The 17,688-nt window shown below is 66.5% G+C and carries 19 protein-coding genes; 15 read left to right on the top strand and 4 right to left on the bottom strand.

Annotated elements, in window-relative coordinates; genetic code table 11:
- Positions 1-50 precede the first annotated feature (50 nt).
- Positions 51-608, top strand: a complete 558-nt coding sequence (locus DPQ64_RS07780; RefSeq protein WP_115863789.1) for a twin-arginine translocation signal domain-containing protein — start codon at positions 51-53, stop codon at positions 606-608.
- 136 nt (positions 609-744) lie between these two features.
- On the opposite strand, the gene DPQ64_RS07775 is transcribed toward DPQ64_RS07780, so the two are convergent.
- The 3 genes from DPQ64_RS07775 to DPQ64_RS07765 form a co-directional block, all read right to left on the bottom strand.
- A complete protein-coding gene (locus DPQ64_RS07775) occupies positions 745-951 on the bottom strand; it encodes a hypothetical protein (protein WP_115863788.1) in 207 nt (68 codons plus the stop codon).
- Between the two features lie 115 nt (positions 952-1,066).
- Positions 1,067-1,921 carry a ubiquinol-cytochrome c reductase iron-sulfur subunit gene (locus DPQ64_RS07770; RefSeq protein WP_115863787.1) on the bottom strand — a complete coding sequence of 285 codons (855 nt, stop codon included), beginning with the start codon at positions 1,919-1,921 and terminating at the stop codon, positions 1,067-1,069.
- A 298-nt stretch (positions 1,922-2,219) separates the two neighbouring features.
- Positions 2,220-2,447 (bottom strand): helix-turn-helix domain-containing protein, encoded by a 228-nt coding sequence (locus DPQ64_RS07765; protein ID WP_232820513.1) that lies wholly within the window; start codon positions 2,445-2,447, stop codon positions 2,220-2,222.
- Between the two features lie 206 nt (positions 2,448-2,653).
- Here DPQ64_RS07765 and DPQ64_RS07760 point away from each other — a divergent pair, with 206 nt between their 5' ends.
- Entirely contained in the window at positions 2,654-3,328 is a 675-nt protein-coding gene (locus tag DPQ64_RS07760) for a DUF7500 family protein (protein ID WP_232820512.1), read from the top strand.
- A gap of 24 nt (positions 3,329-3,352) precedes the next feature.
- On the opposite strand, the gene DPQ64_RS07755 is transcribed toward DPQ64_RS07760, so the two are convergent.
- Entirely contained in the window at positions 3,353-4,372 is a 1,020-nt protein-coding gene (locus tag DPQ64_RS07755) for an NADP-dependent oxidoreductase (RefSeq protein ID WP_115863786.1), read from the bottom strand.
- Between the two features lie 694 nt (positions 4,373-5,066).
- Here DPQ64_RS07755 and DPQ64_RS07750 point away from each other — a divergent pair.
- The 13 genes from DPQ64_RS07750 (at position 5,067) to DPQ64_RS07690 (ending at position 17,545) form a co-directional block, all read left to right on the top strand.
- Positions 5,067-5,648, top strand: coding sequence for a chemotaxis protein CheW (locus DPQ64_RS07750; protein WP_232820511.1), 582 nt, complete (start codon positions 5,067-5,069; stop codon positions 5,646-5,648).
- A gap of 93 nt (positions 5,649-5,741) precedes the next feature.
- Positions 5,742-6,104: a chemotaxis protein CheY gene (cheY, locus tag DPQ64_RS07745; RefSeq protein WP_115863784.1), complete on the top strand. Its 363-nt coding sequence runs from the start codon at positions 5,742-5,744 to the stop codon at positions 6,102-6,104.
- A complete protein-coding gene (gene cheB / locus DPQ64_RS07740) occupies positions 6,101-7,144 on the top strand; it encodes a chemotaxis-specific protein-glutamate methyltransferase CheB (protein WP_115863783.1) in 1,044 nt (347 codons plus the stop codon). Before cheY ends, cheB begins: the two co-directional genes overlap by 4 nt.
- A gap of 3 nt (positions 7,145-7,147) precedes the next feature.
- Entirely contained in the window at positions 7,148-9,265 is a 2,118-nt protein-coding gene (cheA, locus tag DPQ64_RS07735) for a chemotaxis protein CheA (protein WP_115863782.1), read from the top strand.
- A 2-nt stretch (positions 9,266-9,267) separates the two neighbouring features.
- The gene (locus tag DPQ64_RS07730; protein ID WP_115863781.1) at positions 9,268-9,885 is read left to right on the top strand and encodes a chemotaxis protein CheC; all 618 of its coding nucleotides are present in this window, start codon (positions 9,268-9,270) and stop codon (positions 9,883-9,885) included.
- The gene (locus DPQ64_RS07725; RefSeq protein ID WP_115863780.1) at positions 9,882-11,084 is read left to right on the top strand and encodes a chemotaxis protein CheC; all 1,203 of its coding nucleotides are present in this window, start codon (positions 9,882-9,884) and stop codon (positions 11,082-11,084) included. The genes DPQ64_RS07730 and DPQ64_RS07725 overlap by 4 nt, the downstream gene beginning before the upstream one ends.
- The gene (locus DPQ64_RS07720) at positions 11,081-11,635 is read left to right on the top strand and encodes a chemotaxis protein CheD (RefSeq protein WP_115863779.1); all 555 of its coding nucleotides are present in this window, start codon (positions 11,081-11,083) and stop codon (positions 11,633-11,635) included. Before DPQ64_RS07725 ends, DPQ64_RS07720 begins: the two co-directional genes overlap by 4 nt.
- A complete protein-coding gene (locus DPQ64_RS07715) occupies positions 11,632-12,462 on the top strand; it encodes a CheR family methyltransferase (RefSeq protein WP_115863778.1) in 831 nt (276 codons plus the stop codon). Before DPQ64_RS07720 ends, DPQ64_RS07715 begins: the two co-directional genes overlap by 4 nt.
- Positions 12,463-12,581: 119 nt before the next feature.
- Positions 12,582-14,096: a FlaD/FlaE family flagellar protein gene (locus DPQ64_RS07710; RefSeq protein ID WP_232820510.1), complete on the top strand. Its 1,515-nt coding sequence runs from the start codon at positions 12,582-12,584 to the stop codon at positions 14,094-14,096.
- Complete coding sequence (locus DPQ64_RS07705; protein WP_115863777.1) at positions 14,080-14,529, top strand: fla cluster protein FlaF; 450 nt, start codon at positions 14,080-14,082, stop codon at positions 14,527-14,529. Before DPQ64_RS07710 ends, DPQ64_RS07705 begins: the two co-directional genes overlap by 17 nt.
- Entirely contained in the window at positions 14,530-14,982 is a 453-nt protein-coding gene (locus DPQ64_RS07700; protein WP_115863776.1) for a flagellar protein G, read from the top strand.
- A complete protein-coding gene (locus tag DPQ64_RS07695; protein ID WP_115863775.1) occupies positions 14,979-15,743 on the top strand; it encodes an ATPase domain-containing protein in 765 nt (254 codons plus the stop codon). Before DPQ64_RS07700 ends, DPQ64_RS07695 begins: the two co-directional genes overlap by 4 nt.
- A gap of 14 nt (positions 15,744-15,757) precedes the next feature.
- Positions 15,758-17,545, top strand: coding sequence for a type II/IV secretion system ATPase subunit (locus DPQ64_RS07690; protein ID WP_115863774.1), 1,788 nt, complete (start codon positions 15,758-15,760; stop codon positions 17,543-17,545).
- Positions 17,546-17,688 lie beyond the last annotated feature (143 nt).

Here is a 17,688-nt window from a genome sequence, read left to right as displayed (position 1 = left end):
ACAAAAAATTAAAGTAAGAATATGTCTAGAGTCGCCGATGGAGTCCAAAAATGAAACGACGAAACCTTCTGAAGAAAGCTGGCGTCGGTGCGGTCGCCGGCACGGCTGGCTTGAGTAGCATCGCGAGCGCGGACGACGCCGAGGTAGACGCGCGGACGATGCGCAAGCACCTCTCGAACAACGCCGATCTGCTCCGCGAACTCAGCGCGGAGGGCGTCCTCGACAACCCCGGACTGGGTCAGTTCGAACTCGACGCGCAAGCCCACCCGGGCGCGACCGAGGAAGGCGTCGCCAAGACCGTCGCCACCAACTTCGCGGGCACCAGAACGACCCCCTCGTACACGGTCAACCGCAAGACCGACGACGGGTTCGTCACCATCCGCGTCCGGCCGGAGATCGGCTTCGCGTCGGCGACCCACCGAACCAGCGACGGCGAAGTCACCGTCTACGGTGCCGAGGTTCCCGGCGAGGACGGCGAGGTCAGCATCCAGTGTCACGGTGGCTGTGACATCGACTGTTCCATCGAGCGATGCGACGACTGCGCCGGCGAGACGTGCGACAACTGCTGCTGGTGCGAGCCCTCCTGTACGCCGGGCTGTTTCTGCTGAGAAACGCCCGCGCGCTCTCGGCGGACGGGTCGCGCGCCGCAGACAGCACTCTCTCCGCGGACGCCCCGCTCCGCGAGATCAGTCCTTTTTCGGGCGGAAGGTCGGAGATGGCCGTGGCGTCAGATCCAAAGGAGACTCAGAACGAACCGACGTTCGTGAAGTCGTCGTCTTCGCAGGTCGAACACTCGTCGGGCTTCGAGATGAACACCGCGCCACAGCCGGCACATTCGTAGAGGTCGGGACCGGCGTCTCGCTCGTCGGCGCTCTCCTCGTCCCCAGATGCGGCGGACGAGTTCCAGAGGCGCTTCACTCGTTCGACGACCGTGGACAGCGTTCGCTTCAACGTTCGTCCTTGCTAACCGTGGACACAAAACGTTTGTTGCCGGTCCGCGGGCGCGTCGAGGATTGCCGGAGTGAGGCGTACCGACGCGGCGTGGACCGGCCGGTGCTTCGGGCCATCACTCGTCGGGCCGGGGAAGGGAGACGAACGACTGCGTGACGAGGCTGAACGGATCGTACACCGACTGGTGGCACTGGCAGTAGATCTCGTCGGCCGCGCCGAACCGTCCGCTGTCGGCAAACGCCTTGAACGCGGGGACGCAGCAGAAGTGGGTGCACTTGTTGAGGTTGGCGACGAACCCCTGTTCGGTGCTGGCCGAAACCCAGTCGCTCCCGCCCCGCTCGGACATCTGCTCGACCACCGGCGACCGGATAAGCTGGACTGGCATGGTCCCGCTCGCCGGAACGTCCTGTGATCGCCACGTCGCCATCGCGGGCTTCCCGACGCCGCTCTCGCCGACGCCGTTTCCCCACGAGCCGTAGTCCTGGAAGTCCGAAATGTTGACGCGGTCGCCGCTCTCGACCGCCTCCTGTTGCCACTCGTACGGCGGCGACGACGAGTACCGGAAGAAGTTGTCCTGATCGGCGTCGGGCTCCACGCCGGGGTACGTCTGGACGCCGCAGTACTGGAACCACTCGCTGGAGTAGGTTGTCCCGCCGAGTTGCATCTCGGCGACCGTTATCTCTTGGCCCTGTTCGGTCACGGTCTCGGGCTCGGGCCAGACGCCCTTGACGTACCCGTCGTCGTCGATCTCGACCGGAATCTGTGGCATCGCGCGGGGTGCAGGCCCCGCGGTGTTCTCGACGCCGTAGTACTGGATGATGCCGCCGCCCGCGCCGGACGGCGCAGTCGCCGAGCTGACGGCCGCGGCGGTCGCCGTCCCGACTCCAGTCAGTGCCGCGCTCCCGACGACCCCCTTTACGAAGCGTCGACGGCCGGACTCGGCGGGATACTTGTCGTCAGCCTCGGCCATGGTTCCCCCCGGATCGACTCGCGGTGCTGTCGAGCGTGCAGTCCCCCATCGAAAGGAGACACGGCTTGCGACCAAATAGGGTTGGTGGGGAGTTGCCGGAGAAAATCCGAATCGTGGCGGAGCGACGCCGAACCTCTCCGGAACGGGACCAGTGGCCGCTGTCTTTTTACCCCTTCCGTGGTTTTCCCCTGCTATGCCTCTCTCCGAGAAAGAGCGCGAGCGCATCGAACGGTTCGTGGCGACGCCCCGCTACGACCGCACGCCCGATCAGCTCTGCCCCGAGGACGACGAGGAGTAACTACTCGACTACTGCGAACCGACCGTCCTGCTTCTTCACGAGATTCCGTTCGCGTAACGTCCGGAGCACGCTGTAGAGCGTCAGCTTCGGGACCCCGAGGGTCGACTGGAGCTCGTCCACGGACGCCGCGCTCGATCGGAGCGAGAGGTAGACGAGTTTCGCGCGCGGCGACTCCAGTTCGGTCGGCAGTGCTGTCGACGACGCGGTCGGATGCTGAAGGCCAGTCACGATACGGAACGCCAGAAGTTCGACGATAATAAAATCTTCCTACGACGATCGTCGAACCAAGTCGAATCAAGTCGGATTTCGTCGAGTGGAGCGTCGACGCACGGGCGACCTCGTCGTCCCTCGACCGCCGAATTGGTGATCCCGCGACAGGCCAACCGGAGATCTAGGCGGAGAATTTATGTGAAATCCACGGGAACGATACTTCAATGTCCCCCGCCCCGGACGACGGCCGCGATTCGGAAGAGCCGCCGCTGGCTCCCGAGGAGGGCGCGAGCGCCGAGGACGGGCCGGCGCTGTCGCCGGACGAACTCGACATCCAGGACGAGGAGAACGTCGTCCAGTTGGACGAAGACCGGTTCGTCATCGGAACCGACGACCGTCCGGACGTTCCCGCGGACGCAGGTGGCGCATCCACGGCAGGCGCTACCGGCGACGCTGGCGGTGGGAACGGCGACGGCGAATCTGCGCCCGGGACCGAAGCCCGAGCCAGCGCGTCCGAATCCGGAGTCGGAACCGTGGAATCGAGCGCGGTGAAACAGGCGCTGGAGGCGGACTTGCAGGCAGTCAGCGCCCAGTACGGGTTCCACGTCACTGCGAAGGCCGAGGACGCCATCGGCCACCAGCAGGTGTCATCGGACGACGTGGGCACCGTCTTCGACGGCCTCCTGCGGTGGTACGCCCAGCAGTTGACCACCGAGACGGCGGTCGAGGACGTGCTCGGCATCCTACTCACCGAGTCGAACGTCCGGGTGCGCTACTCACCGTCGTGCTTGCAGGCCATCCTCGAAGCCTACGACCTCGGCCCGAACGACACCATCGCCGATCTGGTCGAGGCGGTGCAGGACGACCGCGGAATGGTGTTCCCACCGGAGAACGTCTGAGAAGTCGGGAACTTCTGTTTCGGACTACTCGCCGCGTTCGCCGACCTTCACGAGTTGCTTGCCGATGTTCTCGCCCTCGAACAGTCCGAGGAACGCGTCCGGGGCGTTCTCCAGTCCCTCGGTGACCGTCTCGCGGTACTGGATCTCGCCGTTCGACACCCACCGACCGAGCTTTTTGGTCGCCTGCCGGAAGCGCGGCGCGAAGTCCTGGACGAGAAAGCCCTCGACTCGCGCCCGGCTCTCGATGAGCTTCGGGAGCTTTCGCGGGCCGGTCGGCATCTGCTGGGCGTTGTACAGCGAGATCTGGCCGCAGACCGCGATCTGGGCGTCGACGTTCAGCTTCGAGAAGACTGCGTCGGTGATGGGTCCGCCGACGTTGTCGAAGTAGGCGTCCACGCCGTTTGGGGCAGCCTCGTCGAGCGCGGCGCGGTAGTCGTCGGTCGACTTGTAGTTGATACCCGCGTCGAAGCCCAGTTCGTCTTCGAGGAACGCGACCTTCTCGTCCGAGCCGGCGAACCCGACCACGCGCGCTCCCGAGAGCTTGGCGATCTGGCCCGCGACCGAGCCGACCGCGCCAGCCGCGCCCGTGACGACGAAGGTGTCGCCCGCGCCGGGGTCGGCGAGCTCGCGCGTCCCGAAGTAGGCCGTCCGACCCGGCATCCCGAGCACGCCCAGCGAGGTCGAGACGGGGGCGAGATCGGGGTTCACCGGCTGGAGGTCCGGTCCGGCCGCGGTGGCGTAGTCGGCCCATTCGAGGTTGCCCGTGACCACGTCACCCGCCTCGAACCCCGCGCCGTTGGACTCGACGACTTCGCCGACGACGCCAGCCTGAAGCGGGTCGCCGACTCCCCAGGCTTCGGCGTACGACTCGCCGGCGTCCATCCGGCCGCGCATGTACGGGTCGACCGAGAGGTAGAGCGTCCGGACCAGCGCCTCGCCCGGGCCGGGTTCCGGCACGTCCTCCTCGACCAGCTCGAACGTGTCGCGGTCGGGTTTTCCGTCGGGGCGATTCGCCAGCAGGAACTTGCGGTTCGTCTCCGGCATGGAAATTGATTACGCACGCCCGCCGGAAGGGTACTCCGGTTGCGGAAGAGTACGCCGGGCCCGGAGGAAGATGTCTGTCTTGGGCGGTCTGCGTGGAATCTGGAAAGCAGTGGCCGAGCCAGCGAGATATCGTTGAACAATTGGGTGAAGCTAGCTACTCCTTGAGTCTCGGCGTGACCGCACCGCTCCGCACAACACCGCGGTCCGCATACCACCCCAGCCTCCTGCGGTCCTCGGCCTCCAGCCTGCGCTACTCGTCCACCGGCCTGTGGTCCTCGTCCACCGGCAGCGCACGCTCTGCCGAGCCGTCGGTCGCTGCGCTCCCGACGACACCGGCGGACAACCCGCGTCCGCCGAGCCTGCAGTCGCGTCGCTCCTGCAGCCCTCGCGCGGGTTGCGCGGCGCATGGGAGCGCCGTCAGCGCACGCGCTGACGAACCTCGACTCGTTTCACTCGTCGAGACGCCGTGGGAGCACGGCTCCCACGAGCCTCATCTCGCGTCGCTCGGTGAGACGCCGCGCCGCACGCGCCGGGTGGAAGGACGATCCAGCGCAAGCTATGTGGAAAAGACGAGCCAGCGCGCGCCGGGCCGTCAGTCGAATCCAGCGCACGCCGGCAGAAAGTGAAGCTTCCGAGACGCCCAGCCGATTATCAATAGCGAGAGCCGAGGCCGGGTTTTACGTGCTCGGGTTCGATGTTCCAAACAGAGCGCGCTATGGAGGTACAGGAGACCGACACCGGCTCAGGCGCACCGACCGAATCGGGCGCAGCCTCGGAGTCGGACGACCCCGAGCAGTCGCCCGACTCTCGGGACGTTCCGACTCGGCAGGTCGTGGAGTTCCGCCTCGGCGAGGACGACTGCGCCGTCGACATCCACGAGGTCGACAGCATCGTCGAGACGAAGAAGGTAACTCGCATCCCCCGGACGCCCGACGCGGTCGACGGCGTGATGGACCTCCGGGGCGAGACCACCGCAATTATCGACCCGCGGTCGTTCCTCGGCGTCGAGAGCGACGCGGTCGAGCGCGGCGAGCAGGACGTGCTGGTCCTCGACCGCCCGGACGACAAGCAGAAGGTCGGCATCCGGGTCGACGAGGTCCGGGAGGTCTCGACCTACCCCGAGGACCGGATCGACACCGACGACGACCTCTCGGAGTTCGACACGCGGAGCGTCGAACAGGAGGTCTCGCGGGGGCTCATCCGGAAGCAGAACGGCGACGGGCTCGACCTCGTCGTGTGGATCGACATCGACGCGGTCATCGACCAGTTGAAATGATGGCCGCAACTCCCGCCGGGAACATCAGCGATGATAATTGCATGAGAGAATTTATTTCAGCCCGGTTTCTATCAGCCTACTGGTGACTACTCCATGGCGAAGAACGTACTCATCGTGGACGACTCGGAATTTATGCGGAATCTGCTCCGGGAGATACTCGAAGAAGAGTTCGAGATCGCTGGCGAGGCCGAGAACGGGGTCGAGGCCATCGAACTGTACGAGGAGCACAGCCCGGACCTCGTGATGATGGACATCGTGATGCCGATCCGAGACGGCATCGAGGCAACCTCCGAGATCAAGGAGGCCGACCCCGACTCGAACGTCATCATGTGCACCAGTATCGGACAGGAGGAGAAGATGAAGGCCGCGATCAAGGCGGGCGCGGACGGCTACATCACCAAACCGTTCCAGAAGCCGAGCGTGATGGACGCCATCGACGACGTCGTCTCAGCATGACCGAAGCAGTCGTCGTCGACGACTCGCACTTCATGCGCACGGTCATCTCGGACATCCTCGAAGACGCCGGCGTCGAGGTCGTCGCGCAGGCAGGTGACGGCGAAGCGGGCGTCGAGGCGGTCGCGGACCACGACCCGGACGTGGTGACGATGGACGTCGAGATGCCCCGCATGAACGGCATCGAGGCCGTCGAGCAGATCATGGCGACGAATCCGACGCCAGTGGTGATGCTGTCGGCTCACACCGGCGAGGGCGCGGAGGCCACCTTCGAGGCGCTGGAGAAGGGCGCGGTCGACTTCCTCGCCAAGCCCGGCGGCGAGGTCTCGACCGAGATCTCGGCCCACGGCGACGCGCTGGTCGAGACCGTCCGGTCGGCGACGCGGGCCGACCTCGACTCGGTCGCGGAGGTCGACGACGCCGACGACACGGACGCCATCGAGACCGACCACGGCTACGTCGACGATCCCACGCTGGTCGTCGGCGCGTCGACCGGCGGCCCGCGCGTGGTCGAGCGCGTGCTCGCGAGCCTCCCGCTGGCCGCCGACCTCCGGGTGCTTGTGGTCCAGCACATGCCCGAGGGATTCACCGGCCGGTTCGCCGAGCGGCTCGACCGCCACAGCGAGTACGACGTTCGCGAGGCCGAAGACGGCACGCGCATCGGCGGCGGCGAGGCGCTCGTGGCGAAGGGCGACTACCACATGGAGGTCGCGGGCTACGGCAACGGACGGCTCCGCGTCAAACTCCAGCAGGACGAACAGCAACACGGCGTGCGCCCGGCCATCGACGTGACGATGGAGACGGCCGCCGAGGCGATCGACGACTCGCTCGTCGGCGTGGTCCTCACCGGCATGGGAAGCGACGGCGCGGCGGGTATCGAGGCCATCGACGCCGCAGGCGGCGCGACGCTCGCGCAGGACGAGGAGAGTTCGTCGGTGTTCGGCATCCCGGCGCGGGCCATCGAGACGGGCTGCGTCGACCGCGTCCACTCGGCAGACGAGATGGGAAAGGCGATCCTCGACGCTATCAATACGGAGAACTGACACATGGACGACTACCTACAGGACTTCATCCGCGAGAGCGAAGAGAACGTCACGGAACTCAACAACTCGCTGCTCGAACTCGAAGACGACCCATCGTCCGAGGCCGCGATGGACTCGATCTTTCGGACGGCCCACACGCTGAAGGGTAACTTCGGCGCGATGGGGTTCCAGGACGCCAGCGACCTCGCCCACGCCATCGAGGACCTGCTGGACGAGGTCCGCGAGGGCCGGATGGAGGTCACGCCCGAGATGATGGACCTCGTGTTCGCGGGCGTCGACGAGATCGACCGCGCGCTCGACCAGATCGAGGCGTCGGGCGAGACGGACCTCGACGCCCTCGACACCATCGAGAACATCCGAGCCGTCATCGAGGACGGCGGCACTGGCTCCCAAGAGCGGGAGTCCTCCGAACCGACGGCCAGCGAGGCGACGAACGGCGAGGCGACCGGAAACAGCGACGACGTACTCGACGCAGTCCCGCTGACCGACCTCGACGACCCCGCAGCACTCGCGTCGGCGGACGGCGAGGTGTTCCACGTCGCCGTGGACATGGGCGACCCCGAGATGAAGGGCGTCGACGCGATGTTCGCGCTGGAGGGCCTCGAAGAGGATCTCGATCTGCTCGACACGGTTCCGGCGGTCGAAGCCGTCAACGACGGCGAGTACGACGACGGTTTCGACGCGTTCGTCGCGGCGGCGAGTGCGGGCGAGGTCGAATCGGTCGTCGCCTCGGTCGGCAAGATCGACGGCGGGACCGTGACTCGCGTCCCGAAACCCGATCTCGACGCGGCGGCCGAGTCCCCGGAGGCTGGCGGAGACGGCGCGAGTCCCGCCGAGTCGGGCGACGACGGCGCGAGTGCCGCAGGTGAAACGGGCGATTCCGCGCCCGAGGAGTCCGGGACGAGCGCGTCCGGGGATTCCGGAACGGGTGCGTCCGACGGCTCGGGGTCGTCCGGGTCCGCCGACTCGACCGACGAGTCTATCGAGGAGATACAGTCGGTCCGGGTCGACGTGGACCAGCTCGACGACGTCCACGGGCAGGTCGAGCAGTTGGTCACCAGCCGAATCAAGCTCCGCCGATCCATCGAGCAGGCGGAACTCGACAGCGCCGAGGACCACCTCGACGAGTTGGACAAGATCACGTCGAGCCTGCAGGACACCGTGATGGACATGCGGTTGGTCCCGCTGAAGAAGGTGGTCGACAAGTTCCCGCGGCTCGTGCGCGACCTCGCGCGCGAGCAGGACAAGGACATCGACTTCGCGATGGAAGGGACCGACATCGAACTCGACCGGACCATCCTCGACGAGATCAGCGACCCGCTGATGCACCTGCTCCGGAACGCCGTGGACCACGGCGTCGAGGACCCCGACGAGCGCGAGGCCGCAGGCAAGCCCCGCGAGGGGACCATCCGGCTCCGGGGCTCGCGCGAGCGCGACCGCGTGACCATCGAGGTCGAGGACGACGGCGGCGGCATCGACCCCGACGGCATCCGAGCCAACGCGGTCGAGAAGGGCGCCCTGTCCCGCGAGGAGGCCGACGAGCTGAGCGAGGAGGAGGCCCAGAAGCTGATCTTCCACGCCGGCTTCTCGACCACCGACGAGGTAACCGACGTGAGCGGCCGCGGCGTCGGCATGGACGTGGTCAGGGAAACGGTGACGCGACTCGACGGCGAGATCTCGGTCGAAAGCGCGCCCGGCGAGGGCACGACCATCAGCCTCTCGCTGCCGGTGACCGTCGCAATCGTGAAGGTCCTGTTCGTCCAATCCGGCGACGAGGAGTACGGTATCCCCATCAAGAACGTCGACGAGATCCGCCGGATGGAGGCGGTCCAGACCGTCGAGGGCGAGGAGGTCGTCACCCACGACGACACCGTCTATCCCCTCGTTCGGCTCGGTGACGCGCTGAACGTCCCCGGCCAGACGAAGAACGGCGACGGGATGTTGGTCCGCATCAAGGAGTCCGAGCGCTCGGTCGCCATCCACTGCGACGCGGTGAGCCGACAGGAGGAGGTCGTCGTCAAACCGTTCGAGGGCATCCTGAGCGGCATCCCCGGGCTGTCGGGGGCCGCGGTGCTCGGCGAGGGCGACGTGGTGACGATACTCGACGTGGAGACCTTATGACCATGAGCCGAGGAGAGACACGAAACTTGAAAGTCGACATACGCAAGCTGAACCTGTTCAACCAGATGGCAAAGGAGGGTGCGAACACGGTGGCCGACCATCTCAACCAGATGACCGGGATGGACACCGAGATGGAGATCACCAAGACCAACTTCCTCGACATCGAGGACATCAAGACCCACGTCGGCCACGACAAGCAGGTCGGCACCCACATCGGACTCACGGAGCCGCCCCACGGCCACATCCTGTTCCTGTTCGGTGCTCGGAGTGCGAAGAAGCTCGCGGCCGGGATGCTCGGCGACCGCGCCGACCCCGCAGCGAAGGGCTTCTCGGACATGGAGCGGTCGGCCGTCCAGGAGATCGGCAACATCATGACCAGCGGCTTCATCGACGGCTGGGCCAACGTCCTCAACACGACTATCGACATCTCGACGCCTCAGTTCACCTACGGCGCGGGGTCGAAGATGGTCGACGAACTCGTCGGCTCGCGCCGCGACAAGATGGCGCTCGTGTTCGATTCGCGTGTCCACGCGCGCGAGGCCGACGTGGAGGTGAAGGTGTACACCTTCCCGGAACTGGAGGAACTGGTCGCGCTGATGCAGCAGATCGAGATACAATGAACGTCGACGTGGAGGCGCTCGGGTCGGTCAGCAGAACCGCCCGGAAGGGCGGCGAGCGCGCCGCGGACAACCTCACCGGGATGACCGGCATCGACGCCCGCGTCGACGTGACGGGCGTGACGCTGGCGTCCGCCGACGACCTCGCGCAGGACGAGCGGCGCATCGGCGTCGCGGTCGACCTCTCGGGCGGCATCGAGGGCGCGAGCCTGCTGACGTTCTCCCCGGCGGGCGCGGAGACGCTGCTCGACGCGCTCGTCCCCGGATCCGACGTGGCCGAGAGCGCCATCGCGGAGGTCGGCAACGTCGTTACGAGCGGCTTCGTGGACGGCTGGGCCGACCACCTCGAAACCACGGTGGACGTGTCCCCGCCGGAGTACGTCGAGGGGACGGGCGCGGGTCTGCTCGACGCCGCAGGGCTGCTCGATGACGCGGGACCGCTCGACGCTTCGGGATTCGACCGCGACCGAGCGCTCGCGTTCCGGAGCGAGGTCGGCGCGGTCGGGGAGGCGCTCGACGTCGAGTTCCACCTGTTCCCCGACCCGGCCTCGATGCAGCAACTACTCGGCGGCGACGGCGTGGCTATCGAAGAACTCGACACCCTCCGGGAGATGGCTCGCTCGGGCGCGCGGACGGCCTCCGAGAGCGTCTCCGAGATGACCGGCATCGACTCGCGCGTCGACGTCACGCGGCTGAGCTTCGTCCCGGTCGAGGACGTGCCCGCACAGCTTCCCGCCGAACGATACGTCGGCGCGGCGTTCGAGTTCGAGGGGACGCCCCGCGGGTACGTGCTGATCCTGTTCGACGAAGCGTCGGCCCGCGAGGTCGTCGGGGCGCTCGTGCCGGGAACGGAATCGGTCGAGGAGTTCGACGGCATGGCCCGGTCGGCGATGGAGGAGATCGGCAACGTGATGACAAGCAGTTTCGTGGACGGCTGGGCCAACGTGCTGGAGACGACCATCGACATCTCGCCGCCCCAGTTCGTCCACGACGTGGGCCGCGCCGTCGCCGAGTCGGTGGTCGCGCGACTCGGCCAGCGGCAGGCCGACGCGGTGCTGTTCGACACCGTGCTGCGGGCCGACGACCGGGCGTTCGACTGCGAGATCTACGTTCTCCCCGACGAGCGGGAGTTCCGGGACGCGCTCGACGACATCGACCCCGGCGACACCGCCGAGCGAACGACCAGAGCGGGGCCACTATGAGCACGGACGCCGACAGCCCTCTGTCGGGCGACGACGACGCCGACCCGGGCCGCGTCCGGGTCGGCGTCGCCGAACTCGCGGTCGCCAGCGGCGACTCGCTGCTCGCGACCAGCGGCGTCGGCTCGTGCGTGGGCGTGGCGGTCGCGGACCCCTCGGAGGGCGTCGCGGGGCTGGCTCACGTGATGCTCCCCGAGCGGGCCGACGCCGGGGAAGAAGGGACCGCGACCGACGAATCGGTCGAGACGAGCAAACCAGCCAAGTCCGCGGTGTCGGGCGTCGAGAATCTGCTGGCGGCCGTCGAGGAAGCGGGCGGCAACCTCGATTCCGTAGAAGCCAAGCTCGCCGGCGGGAGCCGGATGTTCGACTTCTCGGGCGTGAGCGAGGGCGTGGGGCGGCGAAACGTCGAGGCGGTGCGGACCGCGCTGGACGAGCGCGACGTGGATGTCGTCGCTGAGGACGTGGGCGGAAGCCACGGCCGATCACTGCGCGTCGACCCCGAGTCGTGGACGCTCACCGTGACGAGCGCTCACGACGGCGAGGTGGTGCTGTGAGCACCGACTCGCGCCCGGCGGCGTTCTTCCAGTTGCTCGACTACGTCGAAGCCGAGTTGGGGTTCGCCACGAGCTACTACGACGACGCGTATCTCGACCGCCGGGTGTCCTCGCGGATGCGCCGGAGCGGGGCCGAGGACTACGCCGAGTACCACGAACTGCTCCGGAGCGACGAGGACGAGCGGACTGCGCTACTCGACGCCTTCTCGGTCAACGTCACCAGCTTCTTCCGCAATCCGGAGGTCTGGGAGGAGATCCGCTCGGTCTTGCGGGCGCTGTCGGCCGAGCACGACCGGCCGGCGGTGTGGAGCGCGGCGTGCTCGGACGGGCGCGAGCCGTACTCACTCGCGATGCTCTCGCTCGACGACCCGGAGGTCGAGGCCGACCGCGTCGCGATCACCGCGACCGACATCGACCCGGAGATACTCGCCGCGGCGCGCGAGGGCGTGTACGAGAACACGCGCACGACCGACATCGGCGAGCAGCTCGCGCCGCTGGACGACTACGAGCGCTACGTCGAGCGCGACGGGGAGCGGTTCAGTGTGACCGACCCGGTCAAGGAGCTGGTCTCGTTCGAGAGCCACGATCTCATCAACGGCGACCCGAAGTCGAACTTCGACCTCGTGGTGTGTCGGAACCTGTTCATCTACATCGACACCGAGCACAAGCTCCCTATCCTCGAAACCGTCTCGAAGTCGCTGTCGCGGGGCGGCTACCTCGTCATCGGCAAGACCGAGACGCTGCCGGAGCCGCTCAAGCCCGCGTTCGAACCTGTCGTCCGACGGCTCCGGATATATAAGAAGACCGGGAACGTCCGGCTCGACTGACGACCCGACTGACACCGGTCCGAACGCTCGACGGCGGCCTCAGCCGCGTCACCCGTTTTCTATCAGCGATGATAACGCAGGGGGAAGATTAATGTGCGCCAAGTTCGCTGTTGTCGGTAATGAAACTTATCGCATTCGGCGACCAGTTCGTCCATCTCCTCGGGACGGGGCTGGTCGCGATGGGCATCATGGATTTCATGGACGAAGAGGAGGAAGACGGCGTCAACGCCGACGGCGCAGGTGACGACCTGTTCGGTGACGGCATGAGCGGCGACGGAATGGGTGGCGACGGCATGGGCGGTGACGGCATGGGCGACGGCGGAATGGGCGGTGGCGGGGGAATGGACGGCGGCCTCGATGACGACTTCGGTGGGATGGACGACGGTATGGGCGGCGGGGGAATGGACGGCGAGATGGACGACTGGGCCAACGGCGGAGGCGGCGACGAGTTCGGCGGCATGGGCGGTGGCGGGAGCGGCCCGACGCAGGAGCTGGAGAACCGCATCGACGAGCTCGAGAACGAGGTGGCCGACATCTCCTCGACGGTCAGCACGGTCCGGAGCGAGAACGAACAGATCAGCGAGAAGGTCGACGAGACCGAGGAGAACGTGCGCAAGCTCCTCGAGATCTACGAGATGGTCACCCGCGGCGTCAACCCGTTCGTCGACGACGTGCAGGGTGGGGGCGTCGCAGGAGGCGGCGACGCGTTCGGCGGAGAGGGCGAGGGCGGCTTCGGACTGTTCGAAGGCGAGGAGGAGACCGAAACAGAGGAAGACCTCGACGAGGACGTGGCCGAGGCGGAGGCCGAGAGCTTCTTCGACGACGACTTCGAGGAAGACGCGGAGTTCGGAGAGGACGCGGGCGACGACCTCGGCTTCGACGCCCCCGACGAGGCGATGGACGACGACCCGGACGAGGACGACATTATCGCAGACGACATTATCGAAGACGACGCCATCGAGGAGGAGGAGGCGGACGACGCAGAGACGGACGACGACGGCGGACAGGCCGGTGGCTCCACCTTCGAGGAACTCAAGGAAGAGTACGAGTCGGGCGACGCCGACTGGGCCGAGGGCGAGGAGTCGGAACAGGCCGCCGAGATGGAGGAGGCAGTCGTCGAGGGCGAGCCGACCGTCGATGACGACGCCCCGACCGCCGACCCCGAAGAGGGAGAATTCGAGTTCGAGGAGCCCGCGAACGCCGATCCCGTCGACCCCACCGAAGATCAGTCCGCCGCGGAGACCCGACCGGCGACCGATTCGGGGTCGGGACTCGACAGCAAGCCGTACCTCGCGGAACTCCCGAAGGGGTACGTCGCCGACCTCGTGGTGATGGAGTGGCTGGAGTTCCTCGTGACCGAATTCGGGGCTGAAGACGCGGTCCGGACAATCGAGTACTACGGCGACATCGGGTGGATCAGCGAGTCGGTCGAGGAGGAGCTGCTGTCGTTCGTGAGCGGGTTCGCCGACGTGGACTCGGTCGAGCCGGGTGAGACCGGCCCGGCCACCCTCGAGATCGACGACCACATCCGGAGTCTCACCTTCCTCAGCCAGCTGACCGGCGACGCGGTCCAGCGGAAGATCGTCGAACACTGCGCGCGCATCCGAGGTGGGAACGATGGGATTCAGCGTTAGCGGGGCGACGGTCGTGCTGTTCCTCGGGATGTTCATCAGTTTCGGGGTCGCGTACACCGCGGCGAACAACGGCTACGAGCAGGTCCACGGCGCGTTCGAGGACGACGCCAGCAGCGAGTTGACCCGTCAGAACACCGACCTCGCGGTCGCCGACGCGGCGGTCGCCAACGAGGGCGACGGCCTCTACCTGAATCTGAGCGTGACCAACACCGGCTCGACGTCGCTCTCCGTGAACGATACCGATATTCTTATAGATGGGACTTACACGAATTTTACTGGTGAGAGGATGACGGCGCTGGCAGTCGACGGTAACGAGAACACCGACCTCTGGCTCCCCGGCGAGACCCTCCACGTGAACGTCTCCGTGTCGGCCGAGCCCTCGCAGGTGAAGGTCGTGACGGGGCCGGGCGTCGCCGTCTCGGAGGTGATCTGAGTGGCGAGCGTCTCCACGTCCCACCTCATCCTGTTCATCGCGAGCCTGCTCATCGCGGCCAGCGTTGCGGGCACCTTCACGCAAGGCGTCCAGCGGCTCTCCTCCGCACTCGGTGACCGGAGCGTGGACGTGAGCAGCGACGTTCGGACCGACGTCGAGGTTATCAGCGATCCGGGCAGCGACGCGGTGTACGACAATTCGTCTGAGACGCTTACCCTGCTCGTGAAGAACACCGGGTCGCGGGACCTAGACGCGTCACCCGATAGAATGGACGTGCTGGTCGACGGACGGTACCAGCCGAACGTCTCGACGACCGTCGTCGACGGCTCGTACTGGCGGGTCGGCAACGTCGTCAGAATCGAGGTCGGACTGGGTTCGGAGGTGGCCGACGGCGACCACCGCGCGAAGGTGATCGTCAGCGGCGACGAGGAGGTGCTGGAGTTCAGAGCATGACACGCGACAATCTCTACTCGCTCGGACTGGAGGATCACGACCGACTGAATCACGAACTCGGCGGCGGCATCCCACGGGGCTCCATCGTGCTCATCGAGGGCGACTACGGGGCCGGCAAGTCGGCGATGAGCCAGCGGTTCAGCTACGGGCTCTGCGAGACGGGCCACTCCGTCACCCTGCTGTCGACGGAGTTGACCGTCAGCGGGTTCATCGACCAGATGCACTCGCTGTCGTACGACGTGGAGGACCACCTACTGGACGAACGACTACTGTTCCTCCACGCGGACGTCGACACCGGGAGCGGACGGCGGCTCACCAAGCCCAGCGAGGACGACGGCAACCGGAAGGAACTGCTCAATCGCCTGATGAACGCCGAAGCGATGTGGAACGCCGACGTGATCATCATCGACACGTTCGACGCTATCCTCCGGAACGACCCGATGTTCGAGGCGCTCATCCGTCAGAACGAGGAGCGACAGGCCGCCCTCGAAATCATCTCCTTCTTCCGCGATCTGGTCTCGCAGGGGCAGGTCATCGTGCTCACGGTCGACCCCTCCACGGTCGACGAGGAGGCTATCGGCCCGTTCCGGGCTATCGCGGACGTGTTCATGGAGCTCCAGATGGTCGAGGTCGGCAACGACGTGCGCCGGAACATCTCGGTCAAGCGGTTCGCCGGGATGGGCGAGCAGGTCGGCGACACCATCGGATTCTCGGTCCGGGCCGACGCCGGGATCGTCATCGAGAGTCGTAGCGTCGCGTAAGACCGCCACCCACCATGACAGAGCACGGGACTGCACAGATACGGGACGACCTTCGGGAAGTCGCCATGCGGCGGCCCCACCTGCGGGACTACCTCAAGCGGTTCAAGCAGTTCACCGGTGAGTTCCCGCGGCTCATCGACGAGCCGGCCGACCAGTGGGAGGCCGACAAGCCCAACGTCATCTATCCGGTCGGCGGTCCCATCTACTGTCACGTGTACGGCGACGTGGGACAGGACACCGAGTACTACGCGGTCGAGCCCGAACTCTCCGGCACAGAGCAAGAGCTGTTCGGGCAGGTCCGCAACCAGATCCTGGAGAAGAGCGTCAACAAGCCCGCGCCGCAAGACGAGGGCGAGTACGACGACCGCATCGAAGAACTGCTCGACGAGACGGTGCTCGTCAACGACAGCGCGAACGGTGCGAGCGGAGGCAATCGCTTCTGGAACGTGTCGGCGGAGGGGATCCTCGACTGGTTGCGGAACGTCTCGTACAACGACTTCAAGCGGGGCGTCCGGTCGTTCTCGACCGACGAGGTGGTTCGCGTCGTCAAGGAGTTCACCAACGTCGGCACCTACGAGGTGTCCGAGCAGACCTACGAGAACATCCGGTATCGGCTGAACCGGGACATCGTCGGGTTCGGCCCGCTCGAACCCATCATGCGGGACGGCGCCAACGAGGACATCCACGTCATCGGCCCCCACGAGACGTACGTCGACCACGGCACCTTCGGGATGCTCGGGACCAGCGTGGATTTCGGCTCACCTCAGCGGTTCGACAACTGGCTGCGAAACATGGGCGAGCGCATCGGCGACCCCGTGAGCGACAGCGACCCCATCGTGGACTCGACGCTGCCCGACGGATCGCGTATCAACATCATCTACTCCGACGACGTGAGCCTGAAGGGGCCGAGCCTCACCATCCGTCAGGGCGAGGGAACGCCGCTCTCGGTGGCCCAGATTACCAAGTGGGGCACGCTGTCGCCGAAGCTGGCGGCGTACCTCTGGCTCTGCTTGGAGAACGAGCAGACCGTGTTCGTGGTCGGGGAGACCGCGTCCGGGAAGACGACGACGCTGAACTGCATCATGTCGTTCATCCCGCGCGACTCGAAGATTTACACGGCCGAGGACACCGCCGAGGTGCTGCCGCCCCACGACACGTGGCAGCAGTTGCTCACCCGAGAGGGCGGCGGCGAGGAGTCCTCCGACGTGGACATGTTCGACCTCGTGGCGGCCGCCCTCCGCTCGCGCCCCGACTACATCATCGTCGGCGAGGTCCGTGGCGAGGAGGGTCGCATGGCGTTCCAGGCGGCCCAGACCGGCCACCCCGTGATGCTGACCTTCCACGCGAGCGACATCGTCTCGATGATCCAGCGCTTCACGGGCGACCCCATCAACATCCCCGAGACGTTCATGGACAACGCCGACGTGGCGCTGTTCCAGAACCGGGTCAAGCAGGGCGACGACGTGCTGCGCCGGGTCACGAGCGTCCAGGAGATCGAGGGCTACTCGAAGGAGATGGGCGGGGTCGTCACCCGTCAGGCGTTCTACTGGGACCCCGTCGAGGACGAGATCGTGTTCCAGGGGATGAACAACTCCTTCGTGCTCGAAGAGCAGATCGCGACCCTGCTGGGCTACGAGAACACACGCGACATCTACAACGAACTGGACTTCCGCGCCGAGATTATGGAGCGGATGATCGAGGAGAACGTGCTGGGCTACCACGAGGTCAACGAGACCATCGAGGCGTTCCAGCGCGACGGCGTCGAGGGACTGCCGTTCGACGTCCACCGGTCGATCGACTGAGGGGAGTTCCGTCGGTCAGGTCGATTCACACGGGCGGGGCTACTCCTGCCGAAACGGGTCCTGTCGGAACCTGTCCTGCCGAAACGGGCCCTGTCGGAACGGTCGTCCGGGCGCGGCCGCCGCGCTGGCGCGCGGCGGCCGCG

This window comes from Halorussus litoreus (assembly GCF_003382685.1).
GTDB lineage: Archaea > Halobacteriota > Halobacteria > Halobacteriales > Haladaptataceae > Halorussus > Halorussus litoreus.
The sequence above is the reverse complement of the archived record's forward strand: the minus strand, read 5'-3'. Positions and strand labels throughout refer to the sequence as shown.

Excerpts from the sequence above, each read along its gene's own strand:
- DPQ64_RS07780 (WP_115863789.1), top strand. The coding sequence starts at position 51 with ATGAAACGACGAAACCTTCTGAAGAAAGCTGGCGTCGGTGCGGTCGCC.
- DPQ64_RS07770 (WP_115863787.1), bottom strand. The coding sequence starts at position 1,921 with ATGGCCGAGGCTGACGACAAGTATCCCGCCGAGTCCGGCCGTCGACGC.
- DPQ64_RS07760 (WP_232820512.1), top strand. The coding sequence starts at position 2,654 with ATGTCCCCCGCCCCGGACGACGGCCGCGATTCGGAAGAGCCGCCGCTG.
- DPQ64_RS07755 (WP_115863786.1), bottom strand. The coding sequence starts at position 4,372 with ATGCCGGAGACGAACCGCAAGTTCCTGCTGGCGAATCGCCCCGACGGA.
- DPQ64_RS07750 (WP_232820511.1), top strand. The coding sequence starts at position 5,067 with ATGTTCCAAACAGAGCGCGCTATGGAGGTACAGGAGACCGACACCGGC.
- cheY (WP_115863784.1), top strand. The coding sequence starts at position 5,742 with ATGGCGAAGAACGTACTCATCGTGGACGACTCGGAATTTATGCGGAAT.
- cheB (WP_115863783.1), top strand. The coding sequence starts at position 6,101 with ATGACCGAAGCAGTCGTCGTCGACGACTCGCACTTCATGCGCACGGTC.
- cheA (WP_115863782.1), top strand. The coding sequence starts at position 7,148 with ATGGACGACTACCTACAGGACTTCATCCGCGAGAGCGAAGAGAACGTC.
- DPQ64_RS07730 (WP_115863781.1), top strand. The coding sequence starts at position 9,268 with ATGAGCCGAGGAGAGACACGAAACTTGAAAGTCGACATACGCAAGCTG.
- DPQ64_RS07725 (WP_115863780.1), top strand. The coding sequence starts at position 9,882 with ATGAACGTCGACGTGGAGGCGCTCGGGTCGGTCAGCAGAACCGCCCGG.
- DPQ64_RS07720 (WP_115863779.1), top strand. The coding sequence starts at position 11,081 with ATGAGCACGGACGCCGACAGCCCTCTGTCGGGCGACGACGACGCCGAC.
- DPQ64_RS07710 (WP_232820510.1), top strand. The coding sequence starts at position 12,582 with ATGAAACTTATCGCATTCGGCGACCAGTTCGTCCATCTCCTCGGGACG.
- DPQ64_RS07705 (WP_115863777.1), top strand. The coding sequence starts at position 14,080 with ATGGGATTCAGCGTTAGCGGGGCGACGGTCGTGCTGTTCCTCGGGATG.
- DPQ64_RS07695 (WP_115863775.1), top strand. The coding sequence starts at position 14,979 with ATGACACGCGACAATCTCTACTCGCTCGGACTGGAGGATCACGACCGA.
- DPQ64_RS07690 (WP_115863774.1), top strand. The coding sequence starts at position 15,758 with ATGACAGAGCACGGGACTGCACAGATACGGGACGACCTTCGGGAAGTC.